Annotated in this window: 24 protein-coding genes; 7 read left to right on the top strand and 17 right to left on the bottom strand. The window is 63.8% G+C overall.

The window, feature by feature from the left end; all coding sequences use genetic code 11:
* Window positions 1-70: 70 nt before the first annotated feature.
* Both ACFOEV_RS18935 and ACFOEV_RS18930 read right to left on the bottom strand, forming a co-directional pair.
* A complete protein-coding gene (locus tag ACFOEV_RS18935) occupies window positions 71-556 on the bottom strand; it encodes a hypothetical protein (protein WP_386776456.1) in 486 nt (161 codons plus the stop codon).
* A complete protein-coding gene (locus ACFOEV_RS18930) occupies window positions 553-1,557 on the bottom strand; it encodes an alpha/beta hydrolase (RefSeq protein ID WP_386776455.1) in 1,005 nt (334 codons plus the stop codon). Before ACFOEV_RS18930 ends, ACFOEV_RS18935 begins: the two co-directional genes overlap by 4 nt.
* A 217-nt stretch (window positions 1,558-1,774) precedes the next feature.
* On the opposite strand from ACFOEV_RS18930, the gene ACFOEV_RS18925 reads away from it, so the two are divergent.
* Window positions 1,775-3,949, top strand: coding sequence for a malate synthase G (locus ACFOEV_RS18925; RefSeq protein WP_386776454.1), 2,175 nt, complete (start codon window positions 1,775-1,777; stop codon window positions 3,947-3,949).
* A gap of 76 nt (window positions 3,950-4,025) precedes the next feature.
* Here the strand turns inward: ACFOEV_RS18925 and ACFOEV_RS18920 are convergent, their stop codons facing one another.
* The 6 genes from ACFOEV_RS18920 to ACFOEV_RS18895 form a co-directional block, all read right to left on the bottom strand.
* Window positions 4,026-4,961, bottom strand: coding sequence for a substrate-binding domain-containing protein (locus ACFOEV_RS18920; protein ID WP_386776453.1), 936 nt, complete (start codon window positions 4,959-4,961; stop codon window positions 4,026-4,028).
* A gap of 57 nt (window positions 4,962-5,018) precedes the next feature.
* On the bottom strand, window positions 5,019-5,798 hold the full coding sequence (locus ACFOEV_RS18915) for an ATP-binding cassette domain-containing protein (RefSeq protein WP_386776452.1): 780 nt from the start codon (window positions 5,796-5,798) through the stop codon (window positions 5,019-5,021).
* The gene (locus tag ACFOEV_RS18910) at window positions 5,795-6,880 is read right to left on the bottom strand and encodes an ABC transporter permease (protein ID WP_386776451.1); all 1,086 of its coding nucleotides are present in this window, start codon (window positions 6,878-6,880) and stop codon (window positions 5,795-5,797) included. The genes ACFOEV_RS18915 and ACFOEV_RS18910 overlap by 4 nt, the downstream gene beginning before the upstream one ends.
* A 55-nt stretch (window positions 6,881-6,935) precedes the next feature.
* Window positions 6,936-7,955 (bottom strand): sugar ABC transporter substrate-binding protein, encoded by a 1,020-nt coding sequence (locus ACFOEV_RS18905; protein WP_386776450.1) that lies wholly within the window; start codon window positions 7,953-7,955, stop codon window positions 6,936-6,938.
* A gap of 123 nt (window positions 7,956-8,078) precedes the next feature.
* Window positions 8,079-10,604 (bottom strand): PAS-domain containing protein, encoded by a 2,526-nt coding sequence (locus tag ACFOEV_RS18900; protein WP_386776449.1) that lies wholly within the window; start codon window positions 10,602-10,604, stop codon window positions 8,079-8,081.
* Window position 10,605: 1 nt separating this feature from the next.
* Window positions 10,606-11,361 (bottom strand): response regulator, encoded by a 756-nt coding sequence (locus ACFOEV_RS18895; RefSeq protein ID WP_386776448.1) that lies wholly within the window; start codon window positions 11,359-11,361, stop codon window positions 10,606-10,608.
* Window positions 11,362-11,546: 185 nt separating this feature from the next.
* Between ACFOEV_RS18895 and ACFOEV_RS18890 the strand changes: the two genes are divergently transcribed.
* Window positions 11,547-11,960 (top strand): PaaI family thioesterase, encoded by a 414-nt coding sequence (locus ACFOEV_RS18890; RefSeq protein ID WP_386776447.1) that lies wholly within the window; start codon window positions 11,547-11,549, stop codon window positions 11,958-11,960.
* On the opposite strand, the gene ACFOEV_RS18885 is transcribed toward ACFOEV_RS18890, so the two are convergent.
* Complete coding sequence (locus ACFOEV_RS18885; protein ID WP_386776446.1) at window positions 11,936-12,328, bottom strand: DUF423 domain-containing protein; 393 nt, start codon at window positions 12,326-12,328, stop codon at window positions 11,936-11,938. The genes ACFOEV_RS18890 and ACFOEV_RS18885 overlap by 25 nt on opposite strands.
* A 181-nt stretch (window positions 12,329-12,509) precedes the next feature.
* Here ACFOEV_RS18885 and thiS point away from each other — a divergent pair, with 181 nt between their 5' ends.
* The 3 genes from thiS to trmB are packed head-to-tail and all read left to right on the top strand — an operon-like array spanning window position 12,510 to window position 14,336.
* Window positions 12,510-12,710 (top strand): sulfur carrier protein ThiS, encoded by a 201-nt coding sequence (gene thiS / locus ACFOEV_RS18880; protein ID WP_386776445.1) that lies wholly within the window; start codon window positions 12,510-12,512, stop codon window positions 12,708-12,710.
* Window positions 12,711-12,756: 46 nt separating this feature from the next.
* Window positions 12,757-13,554, top strand: coding sequence for a thiazole synthase (locus ACFOEV_RS18875; protein ID WP_386776444.1), 798 nt, complete (start codon window positions 12,757-12,759; stop codon window positions 13,552-13,554).
* Window positions 13,555-13,586: 32 nt separating this feature from the next.
* On the top strand, window positions 13,587-14,336 hold the full coding sequence (gene trmB, locus ACFOEV_RS18870; RefSeq protein ID WP_386776443.1) for a tRNA (guanosine(46)-N7)-methyltransferase TrmB: 750 nt from the start codon (window positions 13,587-13,589) through the stop codon (window positions 14,334-14,336).
* A gap of 228 nt (window positions 14,337-14,564) precedes the next feature.
* Here trmB and ACFOEV_RS18865 read toward each other — a convergent pair whose 3' ends face one another.
* Window positions 14,565-15,479 (bottom strand): AEC family transporter, encoded by a 915-nt coding sequence (locus ACFOEV_RS18865; protein WP_386776442.1) that lies wholly within the window; start codon window positions 15,477-15,479, stop codon window positions 14,565-14,567.
* A 113-nt stretch (window positions 15,480-15,592) separates the two neighbouring features.
* Here ACFOEV_RS18865 and ACFOEV_RS18860 point away from each other — a divergent pair, with 113 nt between their 5' ends.
* Both ACFOEV_RS18860 and ACFOEV_RS18855 read left to right on the top strand, forming a co-directional pair.
* Window positions 15,593-16,102 carry a hypothetical protein gene (locus tag ACFOEV_RS18860; protein WP_386776441.1) on the top strand — a complete coding sequence of 170 codons (510 nt, stop codon included), beginning with the start codon at window positions 15,593-15,595 and terminating at the stop codon, window positions 16,100-16,102.
* Complete coding sequence (locus ACFOEV_RS18855) at window positions 16,099-16,695, top strand: SCO family protein (protein WP_386776507.1); 597 nt, start codon at window positions 16,099-16,101, stop codon at window positions 16,693-16,695. Before ACFOEV_RS18860 ends, ACFOEV_RS18855 begins: the two co-directional genes overlap by 4 nt.
* A 29-nt stretch (window positions 16,696-16,724) precedes the next feature.
* Here the strand turns inward: ACFOEV_RS18855 and ACFOEV_RS18850 are convergent, their stop codons facing one another.
* The 7 genes from ACFOEV_RS18850 to ACFOEV_RS18820 all read right to left on the bottom strand — a co-directional run bounded on the left by ACFOEV_RS18850 (window position 16,725) and on the right by ACFOEV_RS18820 (window position 22,796).
* Window positions 16,725-17,783, bottom strand: a complete 1,059-nt coding sequence (locus tag ACFOEV_RS18850; RefSeq protein ID WP_386776440.1) for an extracellular catalytic domain type 2 short-chain-length polyhydroxyalkanoate depolymerase — start codon at window positions 17,781-17,783, stop codon at window positions 16,725-16,727.
* 10 nt (window positions 17,784-17,793) lie between these two features.
* Window positions 17,794-18,474, bottom strand: a complete 681-nt coding sequence (locus ACFOEV_RS18845) for an FKBP-type peptidyl-prolyl cis-trans isomerase (RefSeq protein WP_386776439.1) — start codon at window positions 18,472-18,474, stop codon at window positions 17,794-17,796.
* Window positions 18,475-18,554: 80 nt separating this feature from the next.
* Window positions 18,555-18,995, bottom strand: coding sequence for a universal stress protein (locus ACFOEV_RS18840; RefSeq protein ID WP_386776438.1), 441 nt, complete (start codon window positions 18,993-18,995; stop codon window positions 18,555-18,557).
* A gap of 22 nt (window positions 18,996-19,017) precedes the next feature.
* Window positions 19,018-20,304, bottom strand: a complete 1,287-nt coding sequence (locus tag ACFOEV_RS18835; protein WP_386776437.1) for a TRAP transporter large permease — start codon at window positions 20,302-20,304, stop codon at window positions 19,018-19,020.
* Window positions 20,305-20,334: 30 nt separating this feature from the next.
* The gene (locus tag ACFOEV_RS18830) at window positions 20,335-20,913 is read right to left on the bottom strand and encodes a TRAP transporter small permease (protein WP_386776436.1); all 579 of its coding nucleotides are present in this window, start codon (window positions 20,911-20,913) and stop codon (window positions 20,335-20,337) included.
* 195 nt (window positions 20,914-21,108) lie between these two features.
* Complete coding sequence (locus tag ACFOEV_RS18825) at window positions 21,109-22,131, bottom strand: TRAP transporter substrate-binding protein (RefSeq protein ID WP_386776435.1); 1,023 nt, start codon at window positions 22,129-22,131, stop codon at window positions 21,109-21,111.
* 92 nt (window positions 22,132-22,223) lie between these two features.
* Window positions 22,224-22,796 (bottom strand): TIGR02444 family protein, encoded by a 573-nt coding sequence (locus ACFOEV_RS18820; protein WP_386776434.1) that lies wholly within the window; start codon window positions 22,794-22,796, stop codon window positions 22,224-22,226.
* Window positions 22,797-22,827 lie beyond the last annotated feature (31 nt).

The following is a 22,827-nucleotide window of genomic DNA, read 5'->3' as shown; positions in this document are numbered from 1 at the left end:
GGCTCCTGCCGGTGGATGGGTATGGCGCCATTGTCCCCGCCTTGGCGCCGCAGTCCAAGTCGACATCGGCTCACAGTGCGCTGGCATCGATGGCGCCACTGATGTGTTGTTGCCAGCGTGGTGCCCCGTCACCCGGGCGGCGCAGCGATAGCGTCAACCGGTAGGGCAACAGCTCCCGATCCGAGAGACGCAGGCGCGGGCCATCGGCGGCAAGCCGGCATTCCAGCAACCACTGGTTAGCCGGCGCCTCGGCACTGTCCATGGCCGGTGTCCAGTCGAGGAGTTGCGGGCCCTCTTGTTGGGCGAGCAGGGCGCGGCTCAGATTCTCGTGGAAGCGTTCGGTACCGATGCCCAACTGCTCGTCGACCTCCGGCGGGGCCAGTAACACCACCACATCAGCCGTGGGGAGATCCCACACCGGATCGGCGAGCACCAGGCGTGCGGCGCGATCGCTCAGGCCGACCAACGCCTGGCGCATCATCGTGGGCTGATCCGGAGCACTGGCACAGCCGCCGAGCATGATGGCGATCAGCCACCATAACCAGCGGCGCTTCATGGATGCTTGGCTACCTTGGCGGGAGACGCACTAGCGCTGCGTGGAGCGCCTTCGAAACCGGCGATGAAGGCCTCGAGCTCTGCGAACAGTTCCTGGCGGATCGCTTCGGCCTCGTTGACGAGATGATGGCGAGCCTCGGGATGGCGATGGATGCGTGCCCGGGGGAACTTGCGTTCGAGGACGCCCAGGTTCCATTCCCAGTCCACCGTCAGGTCCTGTTCGCCTTGCAGGATCAACACCGGCAGATCGCTCTGTGGCAGCGCCAGCAGGCGCGGCATCCAGCGACGCATGGCGGTGATCCAGGTGACCGTCAGCCGCTCCGGCTGCAGTGGATCGCCTTCGCGGAGAAAAGTCGTGAAGTCACTGTCCGACGAATTGGCGCGATACTTGCGTGGCAAGGAACGAATGAAGGGACTGGCCAGCAAGTGCAGCCAACTCGATTGCTGCCAGCGCCAGGGGCGTACCAGGGGGGCCAGTAGCGCCAGGCCAGCCCAGCAACTGTGCTCACCTTGGGTCAGGGCATCGGTGGCCAGGATGGCGGCACCGGTGCTCTGGCCGATCCCGAGCCAGGGGTGGGGGGCCAGGTCGCGCAGCACGAGATGTTGCTGCAGGGCCGCCAGGCAGGTGCCGTAGTCGGCGAAGTCGTTGATGGAGGCGCGTGGGCCGCTGGACAGGCCATGGCCGGGGAGGTCCCACAGTACCACCTGCCAGCCACGGTCCAGCAACCACTGCAGCAGATGGCGATAGAGCCCGAGGTGATCGAAGTAACCGTGCACCACGAAGACAGTCCCATGGGGGACGCCGGGGCTCCAGACCTGGGTCCAGAGGCGAAAGTTGCCGGCCTCGATGAAGCCGACATGCAGGCCGACATGCTCCGCCAGCAGCGGGGCCAGTTGATAGTGGCTGAGGTAGTGATCGAGATGATCGGTCCATGGCTCGGCACCCGGAACATTGGCTGGCGCGATGGGCCCAAGGGCCTGCAATGGTGCGAAGTCGGTCATCAATCCCTCCCTGTACCCTGTCATGCTAGCGCCTTGCCATGCCTTGGGCCATAACCAAACGGTGAGATTTCATCATTTGGTCGAGCCCTGAAGACCCGGAGGATTATTTCGGGTAGCATATGGAACTCATTTCCACAAATAATAATGATCAAAAAAACAGCAAACGACCCATGGCCGGCGTCTAGACTTGCCGGCTTCAGCGCATCAGGAGACCCTCATGACCGATCGTGTCACCCGCCACCGTCTCCAGGTGGCCCCAGAGTTGGACCGTTTCATCACTGAGCAGGCCTTGCCCGGCAGCGGGGTGGATGCTGCGACCTTCTGGTCCGGTGTGGATGCCCTCTTTCATGATCTGACCCCGAAAAACCGAGAACTGCTCGCCGAGCGGGAACGCCTGCAGGGTGAACTCGACGCCTGGCATCGGGAAAACCCCGGCCCGATCCGCGACATGGCCGCCTATCGGGCCTTCCTGAAGAAGATCGGCTATCTCGTGGACGCCCCTTCCAAGGTGGCGGCGACCACCGCCACTGTCGATCGTGAGGTGGCCGTACAAGCGGGGCCACAACTCGTGGTGCCGGTCAGCAACGCTCGCTACGCCTTGAATGCCGCCAACGCGCGTTGGGGCAGTCTCTACGATGCCCTCTATGGCACCGATGCCATCAGCGAAACGGACGGCGCCGAAAAAGGCACCCACTACAACCCCAAGCGTGGCGCAAAGGTCATTGCCTATGCGCGTGGCGTGCTCGACCTGGCCGCCCCGCTGGCGACCGGTTCGCACCGCGACGCCGTGGGCTATGCCCTGCGCGATGGCCATCTGGTGGTGACCCTCGACGGGGGGCGCGAAACCGGCCTCAAGGATGCCGGCAAGCTGGTCGGCTTCCAGGGCGATGCCGCCAAGCCGACGGCGGTGCTGCTGGTCAACCACGGCCTGCACCTGGAAATCCAGTTCGATGACCAGCATCCGATCGGCAAGACCGACCCGGCCAGGATCAAGGACCTGGTGGTCGAGGCGGCGATGACCACCATCATGGACTGTGAAGATTCGGTGGCGGCGGTGGATGCCGAGGACAAGGTCGGCGTGTATCGCAACTGGCTGGGTCTGATGCGCGGCGACCTGGAAGAACAGGTCGACAAGGGGGGCGAGACGATCACCCGGCGCCTGCACGACGATCGCGCTTATACCACCCCGGCAGGCGGCAGCCTGACCCTGCCCGGTCGTTCGCTGATGTTCGTGCGCAATGTCGGTCATCTGATGACCACCCCGGCGGTGCTCGATGCCGATGGCAACGAGCTGCCCGAAGGCATCCTCGACGCTGTGGTCACCGGCCTGGTGGCGCTGCACGACCTCAACAAGGGCGATGGACAGCCCCGCAACTCGCGGACCGGCTCGGTGTATATCGTGAAGCCGAAGATGCACGGCCCCAGGGAGGTGGCGCTGTCCAACGAGCTGTTCGGTCGCGTCGAGGACATCCTGGGCATGGCCCGCGATACCCTGAAGATGGGCATCATGGACGAGGAACGGCGTACCACCGTCAACCTCAAGGCCTGTATCGCCGAGGCCGCTTCGCGGGTGGTGTTCATCAACACCGGTTTCCTCGATCGCACCGGCGACGAGATGCATACCGCCATGGAAGCCGGCCCCATGATCCGCAAGGGCGATATGAAGGGGGCGACCTGGATCAACGCCTACGAGCGCAACAACGTGCAGGTCGGTCTGGCCTGTGGCCTGCGCGGTCGCGCTCAGATCGGCAAGGGCATGTGGGCCATGCCCGACCTGATGGCGGCGATGCTCGAACAGAAGGTCGGCCATCCCAAGGCCGGCGCCAACACCGCCTGGGTGCCGTCGCCCACTGCCGCGACACTGCACGCCCTGCATTACCATCAAGTGGATGTGGATGCTGTCCAGCGCGAGCTCGAGGCCCAGGGCGAACCCGATCTCCTCGACGATCTGCTCACGGTGCCGGTGGCCGAGGCGCCCACCTGGTCGGATGAGGAGATCCAGCAGGAGCTCGATAACAACTGCCAGGGCATCCTCGGCTATGTCGTGCGCTGGGTCGAGCACGGCGTGGGATGTTCCAAGGTGCCGGACATCCACGACGTGGGGCTGATGGAAGACCGCGCGACATTGCGCATCTCCAGCCAGCACTTGGCCAACTGGCTGCACCATGGCGTGGTCAGCGCCGACCGGGTTCGCGAAACCCTGCAGCGCATGGCCAAGGTGGTCGACGAGCAGAATGCCAAGGACCCTAGCTACACGCCCATGTCCGCGGACTTCGCCGCTTCCTCGGCCTTCCAGGCCGCCAGCGACCTGATCTTCAAGGGGCGCGCGCAACCCTCCGGCTATACCGAGCCGCTGCTGCACCACTGGCGCGCAGTGCATAAGGCCAAGTAGGCTCGGCTGCGGGCTGCGAGTCATGAAAAACGCCCCTGCCGGGAAGACCGGCAGGGGCGTTCTTGTTGGTGGCGTTTCACTGTGCTGGCAAGCTGTCGTTCCAGTGTCCGAACCGTTCGGCGTTTTCTGCGGTGACCAGGCGGGTGGGAAGGCGGATCACCCGGCTTTCCTGCCGTCCGGCCTTGGCCAGGTGCTCGAGGCTCTCGTGGATGACCGTCTGGGCCAGACGGCGAGGGAACTGCGCCGCGGTGGCTGCCAGTATGGGCGGGGTTTCCTGCAAGGCCGCCACGCCTTCGGGGGAGCCGTCGACCGAGACGAGGAACAGGTTCGTTCGCCCGGCCAGGTGAGCGGCATTGACCGCGCCCATGGCCGAGGGGTCATTGATGGCAAAGACGGCGTCCAGGTCCGGGTAGGCATTGACGAGATAGGTCATGGCTTCCAAGCCACCGCTGTAGGTGCCGCCGCCGTTGTAGTCGTCGCTGAGTAGCTGGATCTGGCCATGGTTGTTCAGGACCGCACGACAGCCGGCCACCCGGTCGGTCACCGATGACACCGGCGCCCCGTTGATGATCGCCACGCGGCCGGCGTACCCCAGCCGTTCGGCCATGTAGGCGCAGGCGACTTCCCCCGCCTGGACGTTATCGGTGGTCACGGTCACATCCGCCCCCCGGGCATTGATATCGACCGCCGCCACGATGATGCCGGCCTGCTGGGCACGGCGGACGGCCGGGGCGATGGCCTCGCTATCCGCGGCGGCCAGGACAATGATGTCCATTCGCGCGTCCACGAAGGCGTCGATCTGGCTCACTTGGCGGTCGAGATCATAGGCACTGGAGCGTACCAGCAGCGTTACCTCGCCGGGATGGATCGACCGGGCCGAAGTGCCGACGGCATCCGCCAGGATGGCAAAGAACGGGTTGCCGAGGTCCGCCACGCTGACACCGATCTTCAACGGCTCGGCGTGGAGTTGGGCGGCGTACACTGACAACAGGACGAGAAGAAGCTTGCGCATGCTGGTTTCCTGATCGGGAAGCCGAACCACAACGGTGTCCACTGTGGCGCCAGGCGGTCACGCGATGGTAGGACTTGCCTCCATGGCGCCGGTCATGATGGCAACGGCATCGGACATGGTATGCGTGTCCGGCCGGATCACCGCGATGCGACGCCCCAGGCGGTGCACGTGAATCCGGTCGGCCACCTCGAAGACATGAGGCATATTATGGCTGATCAGGACGATAGGCATGCCCTTGTCACGCAATTGCCGGATCAGGTTCAACACCCGGCGCGATTCCTTGACGCCCAGTGCCGCCGTTGGCTCGTCCAGAATCACCACCTGGCTGCCGAAGGCCGCCGAGCGGGCGACCGCCACCCCCTGGCGCTGCCCACCGGAGAGCGTCTCCACGGCCTGGTTGATGTTCTGAATGGTCAGCAGCCCCAGGTCCGACAGCTTCTCCCGTGCCTGGCGCTGCATGGCCCCCTTGTCGAGCATGCGGAAGACGGATCCCAGGAGGCCTGGCTTGCGCAGTTCCCGGCCCAGGAAGAGGTTGTCGGCGATGCCCAGTGCCGGCGCCACGGCCAACGTCTGGTAGACCGTCTCGATTCCCGCTGTCCGGGCGTCCATCGGACTGCTGAACCGCACGGGCTCGCCGTGCATGCGGATCTCCCCGGCATCGGGCACCACTGCACCCGACAGGGCCTTGATCAGCGACGACTTGCCCGCGCCATTGTCACCGATCACCGCCAGTACCTCGCCGGGATAGAGGTCGAAGTCCGCCCGGTCGAGTGCGGTCACCCGGCCATATCGCTTGACCAGCCCGGTTGCCTGCAGAATAGGGGATGGTGCGTTCATGCCGATACCCTCCGAATCCACTGGTCGGTGGTCACCGCCACGATGATGAGCATACCGACGGTAAACTCCTGCCACAGCACATCCACCCCGGCCAGTGCCAGCCCGTTGCGGAATACGCCGACGATCAGGGCGCCGATCAGGGTGCCGAAGATCGACCCGCGCCCGCCGAACAGGGACGTGCCGCCGATCACCACGGCGGTGATGCTGTCCAGGTTGGCGGTATAGCCTGCCTGTGGACTTACCGAGCCGGTACGTCCAATCAGCAGCCAGGCGCCGATCGCGCAGATGATGCCGGCAACGATGTAGACCGATAGCAACACCCGACGCGTGCGGATGCCGGCTAGTTCGGCGGCGTCCTTGTCATCGCCGGTGGCATAGACATGGCGGCCCCAGGCGGTCCAGTTCAGTGCATACCAGACGGCGCAGAACAGCAGCACCATGATGATCGAGCCGTAGGTGAAGCGGGCGCCGAACAGTTCGAAGGCGGTTCCGCCCCATTGCAGCAACGGTGCCGTGGACTCGATGTCCTGCGAGCGAATGGCTTCGCTTTTCGAATACCACAGGTTCAGGGCGAAAAAGATATTCCAGGTGCCGAGGGTGGCGATGAAGGGTGGCAGCTTCAGCCGCGTCACCAAGGTGCCGTTGAGCAGGCCGCAGGTGGCGCCGGTCAGTAGGCCGAGGGCCAGTGCCAGTGACGGTGGCAGGCCGAAATCGATGGCCATGCGCCCCATGACCACCGATGAGAGCACCATGATGGCGCCGACGGAAAGGTCGATGCCCATGGTCAGGATGATCAGTGTCTGTGCGATGCCCAGCGTGGCGATGATGGTGACCTGTTGCAGCACCAGCGACAGGTTGAACGGGGCCAGGAAGCGTTCGCCCACCAGCAGCATGAAGGCCAGGACGGACACGACCAGCACCAGCGCCGGTGCTGCCGTCGGGTTGGCATGGAAGAAACGATGTAGGCGCCGGCCCAGGGAGAGTGCCTCTTCCTCGAACCGGGCCACCTGGCCGGCCGAGGTCTCCGCTGCTTGCTCATGGGCGGCAACGTTGCGTGGGCCTGATTGATTGGGATGTGTCATAACTCACCTGTTGGTAGGTCGGTACCCCAGTAGGGCACCGACAGACAACGACTGCTCAGCCCCAGCACTTATCCAGGCCATCGCTGGATGAAACCGAAGGTATCTCCGCTACCGGGGAGTCGGTGATCAGCTCCACACCGGTGTCCACGAAATCGAGTCCCTGCGACAGGCGTGGCTTCTCCCCGCTATTGGCATACTCGACGATCGCCTCGACCCCCATGGACGCCATCCGCAAGGGGAACTGCATCGACGTGGCGCCGATGATGCCGTCCTCGACGTTGCGCACCCCAGGGCACCCTCCGTCGACCGAGACGATGGTGACCGCGTCCTCGCGACCCGCCGCTTTCAAGGCCTCATAGGCGCCGGCGGCGGCCGGCTCATTGATGGTGTAGACCAGGTTCACGCCGGGATCCTTCTGCAGCAGGTTCTCCATGGCCCGCCGGCCACCTTCCTCGGAGCCTTGGGTCACGTCGTTGCCGACGATGCGGGGATCGGCCTCGTCGCCGATGTCGTCGGGATCGTTCAGTTCGATGCCGAAGCCCTGCAGGAAGCCCTGGTTGCGGGCGACGTCGACGGTGATCTCGCTGGCGCTCAGGTCCAGCAGCGCGATCCTGGCATTGTCGGCCTCCTCGCCCATTCTTGCCCGCGCCCACTGGCCGATCAGTTCGCCGGCCTTGAAGTTGTCGGTGGCTAGAGTGGCATCGGCGGCATCGGCTGGACTCAAGGGGGTATCCAGTGCGATGACCATGACACCGGCCTCACGGGCCCGTTCGATGGTGGGAACGATCGCCACTGGATCGTTGGGGGTGATCAGGATGCCCTTGGCCCCGGAAGACACCAGGTTTTCGATGGCCTGTACCTGGGAGTCGTTATCGCCGTCGAACCGGCCCGCAAAGGTGCGCAGTTCGGCACCCAGCATCTCGGCTTGTACCTGGGCGCCTTCCCGCATCTTGACGAAGAAGGGGTTGGTATTGGTCTTGGTGATGAGTCCCACCAACACGTCGTCGGCAGCTGCCAGGGGGGCGATAAGCATTGCCGTCACCCCTAGTGCCAGACCGGATAGGGATTTCTTCATGGTATGCTCCTGAACGTTGTTGTTGTCCCAGTGACACGAGCCACCCTGGCACCGCAGTGCTAATGAACGATTTCATCGCCGCGGCTTGGCTCGAAACATTTGTAATATTTGCTGCGGGCGACCTTAGCGGTCGGTGGAAGGGCCGGCAAAGAACGCTTGCCACTGCTCGGAGCGGATCGGTTTCTGCAGGAAGGTGTCCCCCATCGATAGGCCATACTCACGCTCCAGCGCCTCGCGCGGCATGCCCGATGCCAGCACTACCGGGATCGCGGGCCAGTGGTGACGCACCTGCTCGCGCAGGTCGACGCCGCTGAGGGGCCCGTTGAGATTGACGTCGGTGAGAACGAGACCAGTCACCTCGGCATTGTGCTGCAACCAGTCGAGCGCCTGCTGCGCATGGCGGAAGGCCTCGACGGGCCGTTGGTAGGTGGCGATGAGTTCCACCGTTACCCGCCTGACCTCGGCGTCGTCCTCCACCACTACCACGGTCTTGCCGTTCGGTACCGCCAAGGGCAGGACGGACGGGACTGCGCGTTCGGGACGTTCCGTGGCGCTACTGGTCGGCCAGCGCAAGCGTACCGTCGTGCCCTGGCCGGGTTCGGACTCCATGCTGAACTCGCCCCCGCTCTGGGTGACGAACCCGTAGACGGAGCTCAACCCCAATCCGCTGCCCTGCCCCATGGGCTTGGTGGTGAAGAAGGGTTCCAGGACCCGCGCTTTCAGCTCGGCCGGTATCCCTTGGCCGGTATCGCTCACGGTGATCGTTACTGCGGGTGCCAACCCCATGCTTTGGCCGGTGGTGATGGCCAACTGGCCGCCCTCCGGCATGGCCGCACTGCTGTTCAATGCCAGGTTCAGCACGGCGTTTTCCAATTGCGATGGGTCGATGTACAGCTTCGTGCCTGGCGCTTGACGCCGGATCAGTAACCGGGTGTGCGCCGATACGCTGTATTCCAGCAGTTCCTCGAGCCCGCCGATCAGGGTATCGATCTCGACCCATTCCGGCTGCAAGTGTTGCTTGCGGCTGAACGCCAGCAGGCGCTGTACCAGTTGCGTGCCGCGCTCGCTGACATCCAGGGCGCGCTCGGTGTATCTGCGCGCCTTGTCGGACAGGCTCGCCTGCTGTTCGAGAAGTTGCAGATTGCCGAGAATGGCGGCCAGCAGGTTGTTGAAATCGTGTGCCACCCCGCCGGTCAGTTGCCCCAGCACCTCCATCTTCTGGGCCTGTTGCAGTTGCTGCTCGACCGTGCGGCGGTCGGTGAGGTCGCTGTAGAGGGTCACGAAGCCGCCGCCGGGCATGGGCTGGCTGCGAAACTCGATCACGCGGCCATCGTCGTAATGACGCTCGAAACTCTGGTAGGCCTGGTGGCGACGCACGTTGAGCGTGCTCATGTCGACCGAGCGATTGGCCAGCGTCAGGTTACGGTGAGGATGGCGGGCCATCTGGTGCTGTACCTCGGCCAGGGACATCCCGGGCTCGATGGTTCCCGGCGCCAGGCCGAACATGTCCAGATAACGGCGATTCCAGGCGATCAGCCGGTCGTCGGCAGAGAATACGCTGAGACCATCCTGGATTTCGTTGAAGACCGTTTCCAGCAGGTGTTTCTGAGCTCTCAGATCATGCCCGGCCTGTTCGATGCGCCCGGCATGATCGCGGAAAACCTCGTAGGCCCTGGCCAGTGTCCCGATCTCATCGTGACGGGTCACGGCGATGCGCTTGGGCGCCTGGCCGCCCTGCGCCAGTTGCGTCATGTCCTGGGTGACGACCCCCAGGTCACGTACCGTCTTCAGGTTGCTCATGTAGTGCAGGATCACCCCCAGGATCAGCAGGCAGGTCATCAGCATCATGCCGAACAGCACGCGATTGACCTGTGCATGGACGGTCTGCTGCTGGGCCACGACCTGGCGTTGCAAGTCGCCGGCAAAGCCATTGACCTCCCGGGTCAGATGGTCGGATTTGGCGCGCAGACTGGCCAGCAGGAAGGCTTTTTGCTGACCGACTTGTGCCAGTTGGGCGGCACTGCTCCCTGCCAGTTGTCGTAACCGCTGGTAGGCCGGCGCGTGCGGCATCGATGAGGGGGGCGGCGCCGTCAGTGTGGTCCATCGCTCGACCCACTGGTCGGGGTCGCTGAGGCCCTGATAGAGCGCCTGCAGGAGCTGCCAGTCAGTAACGGTGCGACCGTCTTCCGTCCCTGCGATCCGCCGGGCAATCTGGTTGACTTCGAACTGGGCGGTCAGCAGATCCTCGCGAATGAAAAGCTCGGTTTCCACCAGGTCTGTCAGGCGGTCGACGTCGGTCCGCAGCGCCTGAAGCCGGGATTGCAGCGTCAAGCGAAAGGGACGGTCGCGGAGGGAGGCGGCCACTACTACCAGCGACTCGAATCGCTGCGTCAGCCGGTCGCGCTCGGTCTGCAATAGAAAGGGCTTGGCGGCCGAGGCAACGTAAGGGGCCAGGGCGGCCAACTGCGCCACTTCTTCGGATAGGGTCAGGGCGGTCCGAATCTCCGGCAAGGTGCGGGCCTCGAACTCGCTGACGGCATTGCGGGTCTGGGTGAGGCCGAACCAGGCAACCAGTACCAGGCCGATCGCCAACAGCGTGGCCAGGACCAGCGCCACCAGGGCGCGTCGCTGCAGGGTCCAGCGTCCCATCTCAGCGCTTGCGCACCTGGGCTTGAAATACGTAGCCCAGGCCGCGTTCGGTCAGGATGTAACGGGGTTGCTTGGGGTTGGCTTCGAGCTTGCGGCGCAACCGCAGGATCAGCACATCGATGCTGCGGTCGAAGGAGTCGCTGTCGGTCCCGCGGGTGCGCTCCAGCAGGCTGTCGCGGCTCAATACGTGGTTGGCCGATGTCACCAGGCTTTCCAACAGATTGAACTCGCCGAAGGTGAGGTTGACCGGCTGGTTGGCCGGGTTGTAGAGCACGCGCCGGGTCAAATCGAGTCGCCAGTCGTCGAACCAGAGGCAGGCATGGTCCTGATCATCGACGCTTTGCAGGGGCACGCTGAGTTGCTTGGAGCGACGCAGCAGGGCATGCACCCGCGCCATCAGCTCACGCAGATTGAAAGGTTTCATCAGGAAGTCGTCTGCCGCCACCTCCAGGCCCAGGATGCGGTCGGTTTCATCGCCCTTGCCGGTCAGCATCATGATCGGTACCGGGCTGGCTGCCCGTATATCGCGGGCCACCTGCAAGCCATTCTCACCGGCCAGTTTCAGGTCGAGCACGATCAGGTCCGCCGGGTCCCGGGCGATCAGTTCGTGCAGCGCCTGGCCGCTGCGCAGGGCGCTGACCCGGTAGCCTTCATCCTGCAGCGCATCCTGCAGGACATCCAGCATGTCGACTTCGTCGTCCACCACGGCAATATGGTATCTGCCGGTCTGGTGGGTCACGGGGATTGGATTTGTCATTGTCTCTCCCGCCATGGCAGAGGCGTACCGCCCATTTCGAATAAAACCCTTGCATCGACATGTTAATATAAGATTTCAATCATTCTGGCGCGCTCGACTATCGAACGATCCGGGTGACTGTGCGGAATCCGCGCCTTGCGCTATCTTGGGCGCAACGCCATCGTCTCGCGCCGCAGGAGAGCCCCATGACCGTGATGACCGCCGCCGCCATCGAGGAATTCCTCGACGAGGTCTTTCCGCATCGTCAAGGCACCATCGAGGGCATCGACAGCATGCGCGCGACCATGAGCCTGGCCATCGAAGACGAGCACCTGCGTCCCGGGGCCTGCGTGTCCGGGCCGAGCATGATGGGGCTGGCGGATGTCTGCCTGTACGTGGCGATACTCGCCGAGGTCGGCCCCGAACCCATGGCGGTGACCACCGACATGAACTGTCATTTCCTGCGCCGCGCCCGCGGCGATCGCGACCTGATCGCCAATGCCCGCATCGTCAAGCTGGGGCGGCGCCTGGTGGTGGGCGAAGTGCAGCTTTTCTCCGCCGGCGACGAGTCCCCGGTCGCCATCGTCACCGCCACCTACGCCCTGCCGGACAGCGACTGAGCGCGCCAGGTGCACCCCCCCAGCGCCAGCCAGCCGAGCATCAGCAGGACTCCCCCGATCGGGGTCACTAGGCCCAGGGCACGCGTGCCGGTCAGCACCAGCGCATAGAGCGAGCCCGAGAACAGCACGATGCCCAGCGCCCACAGTGCCAGTACCAGGCCTTGCCCCTGCACCTCACGGACCTGTTGCCAGACGAGGATGCCGAGGCAGGCCAGGGTATGCCAGGCCTGGTAGCGTACGGCGGTTTCGAAGGCATTGAGCGAGGCAGGGGGAATGCGCCCTTCCAGGCCGTGCGCGCCGAAGGCGCCGGCGGCGACGGTGACGAAACCGCTCAGGGCAACGGCAATCCAGACAAGGCGATGAGGCATGGTGTGAGTCTCCCGGCATGTGGTGAGCTGGCAATTCCTGCAAGCATCGCGTATCCGGGTGTCGTTGTCGCTCATGCAGTTGCTTCGCGATTGCCGATAAGGATGCCTGACGGCGCGTTTAGCGTTAAAATATGGGCCCGTCCAGAGACGGGCCCGCTTGTGAGGATATTCGGAGACAGCCATGCAGATTCAGCTCAACGGCGAGATGACGACGCTCGACGGCGACATCACGCTTCATGGCCTCATCGAATCGCTTGGGCTGGCCGGTCGACGCATCGCTGTCGAGGTCAACGAGGAAATCGTGCCACGCAGTCAGCATGCCGTCACCCGGCTTGCCGATGGCGACTGCGTAGAAATCGTACATGCCATTGGCGGTGGCTAATCGCCAATGGCTAGCCGCGGATGGTTAACCGCGCTGAGGAGACGAGATGTCTGAACCGTTCCAGGATCGGCCGCTGAACGTGGCGGGCCGTGAATTCACGTCACGCCTGTTGGTGGGAACCGGCAAGTACAAGGACTTCGACGAGACGGCGCGGGCCATCGATGCCAGCGGCGCCGAGATCGTCACCTTCGCCGTGCGGCGCACCAATCTGGGGCAGAGCGCGGACGAACCCAATCTGCTCGATGCCGTGTCGCCCCAGCGTTATACCCTGCTGCCCAATACCGCTGGCTGCTATACCGCCAAGGATGCGGTACGGACCTGCAAACTGGCCCGCGAGCTGCTCGACGGCCATAACCTGGTCAAGCTCGAGGTGCTGGGCGATGCCGCTACCCTCTACCCCAATGTGGTGGAGACGCTCGCCGCTGCCGATGCGCTGATCAAGGACGGCTTCGACGTGATGGTCTATACCAGCGACGACCCGATCGTTGCCAAGGAGCTGGAGAAGCGTGGCTGTTGCGCGGTGATGCCGCTGGGCTCGCTGATCGGCTCCGGTCATGGTCTGCAGAACCCGTATAACCTGCGCCTGATCGTCGAGCAGGCCGAAGTGCCGGTGCTGGTGGATGCCGGGATCGGCACTGCCTCGGACGCGGCCATGGCCATGGAACTGGGCTATGACGCCGTACTGGTGAATTCTGCCATCGCGCATGCTCGCCAGCCGGTGCTGATGGCCCAGGCCATGAGGAAGGCGGTGGAAGCCGGTCGCGAGGCCTTCCTGGCCGGACGCATGCCGCGTCGCCAGAGTGCCGAGCCGTCCTCGCCCTTCGCCGGCCGTATCAACGGTTGAGCCCTCTGACCAGGATGCCTGCTGCGAGCCGTATGAACGACCAACGCCACGATACGCCCGATAGGTCCACCCCCCCTATTGCTCCTTCCCAGGCGCCGCTGCATCGCCGCGGCATCAAGAGCTATGTGCTGCGGGCGGGACGCATGACCGCCGCCCAGACGCGCGGCCTGGAGGAGGTCTGGCCGCGCCTGGGGCTGACGCTCGACGACGGGCGTCAGGACCTGGATGCCCTGTTCGGGCGCCATGCCCCCCGAGTGGTGGAAGTCGGCTTCGGCATGGGGGCCTCGTTGATCGAGCAGGCCGAAACGCATCCCGACACCGATTTCATCGGCATCGAGGTGCATGCCCCGGGGGTCGGCAAGTTGCTCGACGAGGCCGACAAGCGTGGCCTGTCCAACCTGCGCGTCTATCGCGAGGATGCGCTGCGAGTGCTCGACGAATGCTTGCCCGAGGCCTCGATCGACACCCTCCAGCTATTCTTTCCCGACCCCTGGCCGAAGAAGAAGCACCATAAGCGGCGCATCCTGCAACCGGCCTTCGCCGAACTGGTGCGCACCCGCCTCAAGATCGGTGGCATCCTGCACATGGCCACCGACTGGGAGGCCTATGCCGAACACATGGCCGAGGTCATGTCCGCTGCTCCGGGGTATCGCAACATTGCGGCGTCCGACTCGGCGCCCTATGTGCCACGTCCGGCGTTTCGTCCCCTGACCAAGTTCGAGGCGCGTGGCGCGCGACTCGGCCATGGCGTCTGGGACCTGATCTTCGAGCGCTGCGAATAGCCAGCCGACACCCCGAGTGGGGGGCGTCGAGGCCGTCTCGCCAAAAAAACGCCACCCGGGTGGGTGGCGTCAAGACCGTGACTAGCTTGATGAGGAGAAACCATGGCAGAGAACCTGACATCCTCTGCGATGGAGTGCGGCACTTGGCGAGTGCCACGGCTATCAAGATAATCATTCTCATTTGCGCCGTCAAGGTTAACGAGAATATTTTTTATTTGCATTCCAATATCAGCCGGTTAGCGTCAGCCACAGGGGCAGCGTCAGCATCGCCAGCAGCGTCTGCCCGGTGATCAGGGCAGCCATCAGTTCGGCATCCCCGCCTAGCTGGCGCGCCAGGATATAGGCGGACGTGGCGGTAGGCAGAGCGGCGAACAGCAAGGCGATATCGCGGCTGACGGGATCGAGCCCCAGGGTCGCGGTCAGGCCCAGCACCAAAGCCGGCATCAGCAGTAGCTTGATCAGGTTGGTCGTCCACACGCCTCGGTCGAGGCGTGTCAGGGCGCGGGGCCGCAGGGCCACGCCGACCGCGATCAGGCCCAGGGGAAGCGCCGCCCGGCCCAGTAGCGAGACGGTATCCTCGCTCCAGCCGGGCAGGCCGATGCCACTGAGATTCAGGGCGATCCCGGCGACACAAGCCAGGATCAGGGGGTTGCGAGACAGGGCGGCGAGACTGCGTCCGAGGCTTGCGGGCCCCAGGGTACCGGCGGCGATGAAGCTCGCCACGCACAGCACATTGACCACGGGGACCATCAAGGCCACCGCCACGGCGGCCACGGTGGCGCCGGCATGGCCGTGCAGGGCACTGGCACCGGCCACGCCGACATAGGTGTTGAAGCGCAGCGCGCCCTGGAACACCGACGTGAAGGCCGGTGCTGCCAGCCGCAGTCGTGAACGCAGTGACCACAGCGCCATGGCGAAGAGCAGCATGGCGCCGAGCAGGGCAATGGCCACGCGGAGCACCGGCACCCGGCTGACATCGGCGGTCGCCAGTGTCGAGAGCAGCATGGCGGGGAACAACAGGAAGTAGACGAGGCGCTCGAGTTGGGGCCAGAAATCGCCACCGGGCAGGCGTCGCCAGCCGAGCACTGCGCCGAGTAGAATCAGTAGAAACAGCGGTCCCAGGGCGTTATCGACGCCAGCCATATCGTCTCCTTGCGTGATGGTCGGGCTGCGACATCCGTCCGCAGCCATGGTGCGGGCAATAGCTGGTAAGCTTACCGTTTCCCTGCCGTTTCTGGAGTGCTTCTTTCGCCGCCATGACACTTCCATTGCCTCACCAGGATGACGACGCGCCGCGCTCGCCACTGCTCAACCTGCTGATCGTGGTCACGCTGGTGACGATCGTGGTGGCGTTGTGGTATCTCGTTGATTATTACCTGCGTGGCAGTCGGGAGGACGTGACCTGGTATCCGCCGGCCAAGTCCTGTGACTTGCATCGTGGGCCTTGCGAAGCCAGCCTGGGGTTGGGTACGCGCCTCGTCCTCGAGCTCGACGGCGAATTGCAGGCACTGCAAGTGCTGCCCATCGAGGTGCGGGTCGAGGGTGTCGACGCCGAAGCGGTTGCGGTCGAGTTCGTGGGGCGCGATATGTCCATGGGGCTCAATCGCTTCCCTCTGCAGCCGGTGGGAGAAGGGCACTTTCGTGGTGATGGCCAGATCGGTGTCTGTACCGAGGCGGTCATGCCTTGGCGAGCGCAGGTGGTCATCGAGACACCCCAGGGGCGTCAGGGAAGTTGGTTCGATTTCGAGGTGAGGCGGCCGTGGTGAAGCGACACAGTATCTGGATGGGTCTTGGAGTGGTGTTGTTGGTGGCCGTGGCCATTGGGGCCTGGGCGTTCCAGCAGTATCGGACCTCTAGCGGCGATGGGCTGGAGGGGGGCGAGGTGGCCCTGCCTTCGACACAAGGGGATTTCTCGCTGGCTCAGCTCGAGGACGATCAGCTTGCGGTGCTGTTCTTCGGCTATACCTACTGCCCGGATGTCTGTCCCATGACCATGGCCGTGATGCGTCAGGCGCTGCAGCGTTTGGATGAGGACGTCGCGGAGCGGGTCATGCCGGTCATGATCACCGTCGACCCCGAGCGCGATACCCTCGAACGCCTGGAAGAGTATGTCGGCTATTTCGGGGAATCCTTCATCGGTGCCCGGGGCAGCCAGGAGCAGCTCGAGGATATCGCCGACCGTTACGGTATTTTCTGGCGCAAGGTCGAGATGGACAATTCCGAGATGGAATACACCGTCGATCATAGCTCGTCGCTGTATCTGGTCGATCGTGAGGGCCGGATTCGTCAGCGGGTGCTGTATTCGCCCAACCCGCACAGCCTGGTCGTGGCGCTGGAGAGTGAGTTGGGAAGGCGCTGATGCCTCAGGCAATGACCGGGATGGAGAGCTCAGTGGCGTTCGGGGCCTTGCGGTGGTGCCAGGCCGGCGAGTTGCTCGATCATGGTCATGATGGCACGTACCTGGCGGCCATCGCGGGTGTCGTGGGTCGGGGCGAGTCGCCAGGTGCTTTCCGCATATCCCCACCAGTCCCAGCAACCGCGGGGATTGGGTAGGCTGGATTTGGCCTGGGGGTAGAGCACCACCAGCGCGTTGGCGGCGGCCCACTCGTTCAGCCCGCTGTGCCGCACGAACGTCTCGTCGATACGCTCGCGTCCCATCTCGCAGCCATGCAGCGCTACCACCAGGCCACACTCGGCCCCCTCCTCACAAGCCTTGGGCACGAACAGATACCCCCGCTCGTCGAAGCCGCGGCCACCCTCGAAGGGGGCCTGGTCGAATGTCCACAGCATGCCGCGAGGCGACTCCTGCGGGGCCTCGAGCCCGCCGTATAACCACGTCAGCGCCTCACCGGCGCCATCCATGTCGCAGTCCAGGAGGTAGGGGCCACCGCCCTCGCCGCAGTCGGCCAAGCGAACCTCCCCCTCCCGGTCACTCACCGGCCAGCCATGGTTCGCGCCCTCCTCCAGTACGAGTTTCAACTGGGCATCACCGTCGGCGAGCCAGGTGCGGTACTGTTCGGCGAGCCACACGCCGAGCGTCGGGTCGACGGTAGTGTCGGCCTCGCCATGCCACACATAGACCCGTTGATCGGCGAGCTCCCGGGCTGGCCCGACCAGGCCATCGGCCTGATAGTCGTCTCGCCGCTCGGCCAGGGCGGCCAGGTCGGGAGGACCAAGCCGGGTCAGCATGCACTGTCCCAGGGCACGGCTCAGGTCACCCCGGGAGCAGCCCCAGGGGCCAGCAGCGAACACTCCCAGACCGTGGAAACGCGCGGGAAAGGCGACCGCCAGTTGCGTCGCCATGTAGCCTCCGGATGATACGCCCATCACGCTGATCGCCTCGGGGTCGATCGTCAGCACGGGCAGCGGGGAGAGCGGTGGGTCATCGGCCACCGCGGGGCTTGCAAGGCCCAGCGCGATGGCGATGATCAGGATTGCCGACCTCATGCCGCCGGCATCATTCGGTGACGTCGAGCAACTCGACCTTGAAGGTCAGGGTCTCGTTGGGACCGATGGGGCCCTGGCCGCGGGGACCGTAAGCCAACTCGGAAGGAATGTAGAGCATCCAGGTGTCGCCGACGCTCATCAGTTGCAACGCCTCCTGCCAGCCTTCGATGACCTGGTTGACGCGGAAGCTGACCGGCTCGCCACGCTCATAGGAGCTGTCGAACACGGTGCCGTCGAGCAGGCTGCCCTCATAGTGCACTTCGACCTGTGATTCGGCGCTTGGCGATGCGCCGTCACCCTCTGCCAGCACCTTGTACTGCAGGCCGGAATCAGTGACTTCAACCTCGTCCTTGGCGGCGTTGTCGGCAAGGAAGGCCTCGCCGGCTTCGCGGTTGGCGGCGGCTTGTTCTTCGGCCTGCGCCTGGCGCTCGGCCATGGCCTGTTGCTGGAAGCGAGTCAGGGCCTCGGCCATCTCCTCTTCGCTCATGGCCAGCTCATTGCCGGCATAGACATCCTCGATCGCCTGGGTAAAGGCCTCGAGGTCGAGGTCGGTGACGTCCTCCGCCAGGCTTTGCCCCAGGGTGACGCCCAGGCTGTAACTGAGCTTTTCCTCGTCGCTTTCCGGGGCGGCCAGAGCCAGCGGAGCGGCGGCAAGCAAGGAAAGGGCCGTCGCGGTCACCAGTGTCTTCATGTAGTGTCCTCAAATAGAATTCGAAATCCCAACCTTCGGACTCTATCAGGACTCGAAGGGTTCCGCATCCGGTGTCGGCATCAGACCACCAGCGTCGGACACTTGGCCATGCTGGCGACGCGCTGGGAGACGCTGCCCAGGATGGAAGCCGACTTTTCGCCATTGGTGCCCTGCGAGCCGATCACGATCAGGTCGGCATCGCGTTTCCTGGCAAAGCGCACGATGGTGCTCGAGGGGCGCCCGCCCTTGACGAAGGCGCGCACCTTGCTGGCGCCAAGCTCCATGGCCTGCTGCTTGGCCTGCACGGCGATCTCGGTGGCATACTCCTTGAGCGCATCGTCGGGAATGTCGAGCCGCTTGGGGCGTACCATCGACAGCGATGCTTCGAGCAGGCTGTGATGCTTGAACACGCACAAGATATACAGCTCGGCGTCGGTCAGTTTCTGCAGCTCGACGGCCTTCTCCAACGCCGCCAGGGCACCTTTCGAACCATCGACTGGCACCAGAATCTTCTTGAACATGACACAGCCCCTTCATGCGGATTTAGTCGGCGAAGGCCAGGTCCCTGAGGAACAGGGCGATCTGTGGGAACATGATCAGCAGGGCCGCGGCCAGGATCAACATGAAGACGAACGGTGGAGTGCCCTTGATTACATCGAAATAGGGTCGCTTGAAGATGGCGATGGCGGTGAAGATATCGCAGCCGAAGGGCGGCGTCGCCGAGCCGATCGCCACCTGCAGCGTGATCAGAACGCCCACCAGCACGGGGTCGAGCCCGGTGCTTGCCACGGCCGGGGCGAAAATGGGGGTCAGCACCAGGATCACCACAATGGGGTCGACGAACATGCAGGCCACGAAGAAGGATACGCAAATGGCGATCAGCACGCCGATGGGCCCGGCCTCCTGGACGCCTACGGCGGTCAGGATCTGCTGAGGGATCTGGGCGAAGGAGATGATCCACGAAAAGCCGTTGCCGACGGCGACCAGGATGAAGACCACGGCGGTGATCAGGCCGGTGGACTTGGCGATGGCATAGATGTCCGGCAGTTTCAGCGAGCGGAACACCACGAATTCCAGGATGATCGCATAGAGCACGCAGGCCGCGGCGGCTTCGGTGGGACTGAAGATGCCGCCGTAGATGCCGCCGACGATGATCACCGGGAAGCCCAGCGGCCATAGCGCCTGCTGCACGGCGGTCAAGCGCTCGCGCCATGAGGACTTGGCCTCGGTAGGCACGTCCTTGATGATGGAGTAGATCACGCAATAGACCGAGAACATGAACAGGATCATCAGCCCCGGGCCGATCCCGGCGATGAACAGTTCGCCGATGGAGGTACCCGAGATGACCCCATAGATGATCATGCCGATACTCGGCGGGATCAGAAAGGCGATGTCACTGGAGTTGATGATCAGCGCCAGGGTGAAGGAGTCGGTATAGCCGGCCTTGAGCATCTTGGGACGCAACGGTGAGCCGACCGCCACCACTGTGGCCTGGGTCGAACCGGAGACGGCCCCGAACAGCGTGCAGGAAGCCGCCGTGCTGACCGCCAGGCCGCCCTTGATGTGGCCGATGAAGGCCATGACCATGGCGATCAGGCGATTTGCCGACTGGCCACGGGTCATGATGTCGGCGGCCAGGATGAACATCGGCACTGCGATCAGGGAGACGGGACGAATGCCGGCCATCATCTGCTGGATCAGGGTGTCCATCTGGCCGAGGCCATTGAACATCAGGTAGAAGCCGATGGCCGCCGCCGTGACCAGCGGAATCATCATCGGGAAGCCCAGCAGCAGCAGGACTATCATGGTGGAGACCATTATCGTTGTCATCGAACCTTCCTCCAGGTCGCTAGCCCTGCATCAGACTTCCGTTTCCGTATCCTTGTACCCGTCGACGACCGCGGTCGAGAGATAGACGTCTCTCGAGGTCAGGTTCTTGATCGCGGTCAGCAGATATTGAATGCCGGTGATCAGGAAACCGACCGGTACCCAGACATAGATGATGAAGATGGGAAAGCCTAGGGCGGGCAGAATACGCCCTCGGGAATACAGGTCGAGAATATAAACGATCGAATAATAGAGAAGGAAGAACATCATCAGGGAAGTGAACAGCGAGATGAAGATCATCAACGCCTTGCGTCCCCCCACCGGCAGCGCGTCATAGAGGGCCGACATGCGAATGTGGCGGCCATGGCGGGCGGCATAGCCGATCCCGGCGAAGGTGATCATGATGATCAGGATGCGGTTGATCTCGCCGGAGAAAAAGATGCTTTGGCCGAATACGAAGCGCCCGATGACATTGGCGACGGTATTGAAGGCCATCAACAGCACCCCGAGCGCGAGGATGACCGCCTCGATATGGCTGATGGCGGTATCGATAGTCCCCAGGAAGCCCGGCAGACCAGAGCGGTAGTGTTTTTCTGCTTCTTCGTCGGACATGAAACCGCACTCCTCTCAGCGAACCATTCATTCAGCGAGCCCCTGTCGGGCAGCCGATACACCCTAGCTCCAAGGCTAATAGAAACGCGCCAGCGAGTAGCGCAAGCCCTCAACGCTTGGTGGACGCTATGCGCTGATGACGAACGCAAAAGGGGCAGCGATGGCTGCCCCCTTCTTGCTGGAAGGCGAAAGCGGTTATCCCTCGTCTTGGGTGACCGCCTTGAGATCGGCCTTGAACTGCTCGAGCAGTTCCTTGCCGTTCTCGCCGGTCATGTTGAGAAATGCCTGCTCGACCTGGGGCGCACGCTCCTTGAAGGCCTGGGTCTGCTCTTCGTTCAGGCGCGTGAAGGTGCACTTGTCGCAGTTCTCCTTGATCTTCTGCAGCGACTCCTCGGCCAGACCCTGGATATGCTCGATGGTATGGTCATAGGCGGCATTGGCAGCATCGCGCAGTAGTTGCTGGTCCTCCTCGGCCAGGCCATCGAAGAACTCCTTGTTGGCCATCATGGCGGTGGTGAACCAGCCGTGGTGGGTAAAGGTCAGGTGGGGCGACACTTCATACAGGCCGCCGGACTCGATCCAGAAGAGCGGGTTCTCCTGGCCGTCGATGACGCCGGTCTGCAGCCCGCCGTAGACCTCGCCCCACGGCAGCGGTGTGGGGGTGGCACCGAAGGCTTTGTAGGTCTCCGACAGCAGCGGGTTGGTCATGACGCGGATCTTCTTGTTCTGGAGACCCTGGGGGCTGGTGAATGGCTCGTTCGTGGTGACCACCATTTCCCCTTCCGGGTACATCTTCAACAGTTCCAGACCGTGCTCGGCATAGAGCTTGGGGAACATCTCGTTGATGGCCTTGCTCTCGTCGAAGAACTCGAGCACGGTTTCCATGTCGGTGGGCATCAGATAGGGAATGAAGAAGATCTGGGCCGCGGGAATCAAGGCGCCGGTAAAGCCGGGCGACTGGTTGACGAACTGCAGGATGCCGCTCTGGGTCTGCTCCATGATGTCTTCGGATTCGCCCAGTTCACCGAAGCGATAGATCTGCACCGTGTGGTCGGAATTTCCCTCGACATGTTCCTTGAAGGCGACGGCGAAGACATCCTGGACGTCACCCTCGTATTCTTCGTGGGCGTAGCGCCAGTTATCGGAATAGGCCGCGGCGGACATACCCAGCATCAGAGCGCTCACGCTCGCGGTGGTCAATAGCTTTTGCACCTTCATTATTATGTTCCCCTTAGCCAGATGGTGGCGATGGATTGGAGCCTGCGTTTGGCTGAATTACAGGAAAATCAATAGTCTCTACTTAATTGAGGCTAGCGTGGCTGCGTGGGGGGGTCAAGGCGGGTTTCTAGGGTTTTCAAGGCCGAAAGGTGGGGTTTTTTCTGTAGGCCCAACCGTGACGCCAAGCGTTTTTCCAGGGGCGGATCCTCGGCGCCGAGCGGACGAATGCCCTGGCCGCGTTCGGCCAGGGTCTGCAGGCGGACGAGGGTTTCGCGTTCGGCTAGCAGCTCGGCGCGCTGGATCGTCTCGCGCAGCTCGGCGAGGCCCGGGTTGGTGAGGGCTCGCTTCTTGAGGGCTCGGCGTTGGCGGCGCAGGGGGAGTGTCATCTCGGTCTGCCAGGCGCGGACGTCGTCGAGGGCACTGTCGACATCGTCATCGAGCGTCAGGCCATGAACCTGCAGCCAGCAGACCCACAACAGTTCGCAGACATCCACGCCGGCATCGTCCTGCAGGTACAGGCAGGCCGTCATCACCTCGGGCTGGGCGTAGAGCGCCAGGGCATGGTCCCATAGCGGCACCGCCCACGACCGGGCGGCGCCGAACGCCGATGCGGGAGGCAAGTAGGTCCGCAAATGACGGCACAATTGGGTAGAATCCATGCTCATCGAATGGCTGTCGCCTCCCCTGCCGATGGGT

The sequence above is a fragment of the Litchfieldella rifensis genome, assembly GCF_042646605.1.
Taxonomy (GTDB): Bacteria; Pseudomonadota; Gammaproteobacteria; order Pseudomonadales; family Halomonadaceae; genus Litchfieldella; species Litchfieldella rifensis.
Note: the sequence above shows the minus strand (reverse complement) of the source record. Positions and strands in the feature narration are given on the sequence as shown.

Excerpts from the sequence above, each read along its gene's own strand:
- ACFOEV_RS18935 (WP_386776456.1), bottom strand. The coding sequence starts at position 556 with ATGAAGCGCCGCTGGTTATGGTGGCTGATCGCCATCATGCTCGGCGGC.
- ACFOEV_RS18930 (WP_386776455.1), bottom strand. The coding sequence starts at position 1,557 with ATGACCGACTTCGCACCATTGCAGGCCCTTGGGCCCATCGCGCCAGCC.
- ACFOEV_RS18925 (WP_386776454.1), top strand. The coding sequence starts at position 1,775 with ATGACCGATCGTGTCACCCGCCACCGTCTCCAGGTGGCCCCAGAGTTG.
- ACFOEV_RS18920 (WP_386776453.1), bottom strand. The coding sequence starts at position 4,961 with ATGCGCAAGCTTCTTCTCGTCCTGTTGTCAGTGTACGCCGCCCAACTC.
- ACFOEV_RS18915 (WP_386776452.1), bottom strand. The coding sequence starts at position 5,798 with ATGAACGCACCATCCCCTATTCTGCAGGCAACCGGGCTGGTCAAGCGA.
- ACFOEV_RS18910 (WP_386776451.1), bottom strand. The coding sequence starts at position 6,880 with ATGACACATCCCAATCAATCAGGCCCACGCAACGTTGCCGCCCATGAG.
- ACFOEV_RS18905 (WP_386776450.1), bottom strand. The coding sequence starts at position 7,955 with ATGAAGAAATCCCTATCCGGTCTGGCACTAGGGGTGACGGCAATGCTT.
- ACFOEV_RS18900 (WP_386776449.1), bottom strand. The coding sequence starts at position 10,604 with ATGGGACGCTGGACCCTGCAGCGACGCGCCCTGGTGGCGCTGGTCCTG.
- ACFOEV_RS18895 (WP_386776448.1), bottom strand. The coding sequence starts at position 11,361 with ATGACAAATCCAATCCCCGTGACCCACCAGACCGGCAGATACCATATT.
- ACFOEV_RS18890 (WP_386776447.1), top strand. The coding sequence starts at position 11,547 with ATGACCGTGATGACCGCCGCCGCCATCGAGGAATTCCTCGACGAGGTC.
- ACFOEV_RS18885 (WP_386776446.1), bottom strand. The coding sequence starts at position 12,328 with ATGCCTCATCGCCTTGTCTGGATTGCCGTTGCCCTGAGCGGTTTCGTC.
- thiS (WP_386776445.1), top strand. The coding sequence starts at position 12,510 with ATGCAGATTCAGCTCAACGGCGAGATGACGACGCTCGACGGCGACATC.
- ACFOEV_RS18875 (WP_386776444.1), top strand. The coding sequence starts at position 12,757 with ATGTCTGAACCGTTCCAGGATCGGCCGCTGAACGTGGCGGGCCGTGAA.
- trmB (WP_386776443.1), top strand. The coding sequence starts at position 13,587 with ATGAACGACCAACGCCACGATACGCCCGATAGGTCCACCCCCCCTATT.
- ACFOEV_RS18865 (WP_386776442.1), bottom strand. The coding sequence starts at position 15,479 with ATGGCTGGCGTCGATAACGCCCTGGGACCGCTGTTTCTACTGATTCTA.
- ACFOEV_RS18860 (WP_386776441.1), top strand. The coding sequence starts at position 15,593 with ATGACACTTCCATTGCCTCACCAGGATGACGACGCGCCGCGCTCGCCA.
- ACFOEV_RS18850 (WP_386776440.1), bottom strand. The coding sequence starts at position 17,783 with ATGAGGTCGGCAATCCTGATCATCGCCATCGCGCTGGGCCTTGCAAGC.
- ACFOEV_RS18845 (WP_386776439.1), bottom strand. The coding sequence starts at position 18,474 with ATGAAGACACTGGTGACCGCGACGGCCCTTTCCTTGCTTGCCGCCGCT.
- ACFOEV_RS18840 (WP_386776438.1), bottom strand. The coding sequence starts at position 18,995 with ATGTTCAAGAAGATTCTGGTGCCAGTCGATGGTTCGAAAGGTGCCCTG.
- ACFOEV_RS18835 (WP_386776437.1), bottom strand. The coding sequence starts at position 20,304 with ATGACAACGATAATGGTCTCCACCATGATAGTCCTGCTGCTGCTGGGC.
- ACFOEV_RS18830 (WP_386776436.1), bottom strand. The coding sequence starts at position 20,913 with ATGTCCGACGAAGAAGCAGAAAAACACTACCGCTCTGGTCTGCCGGGC.
- ACFOEV_RS18825 (WP_386776435.1), bottom strand. The coding sequence starts at position 22,131 with ATGAAGGTGCAAAAGCTATTGACCACCGCGAGCGTGAGCGCTCTGATG.
- ACFOEV_RS18820 (WP_386776434.1), bottom strand. The coding sequence starts at position 22,796 with ATGAGCATGGATTCTACCCAATTGTGCCGTCATTTGCGGACCTACTTG.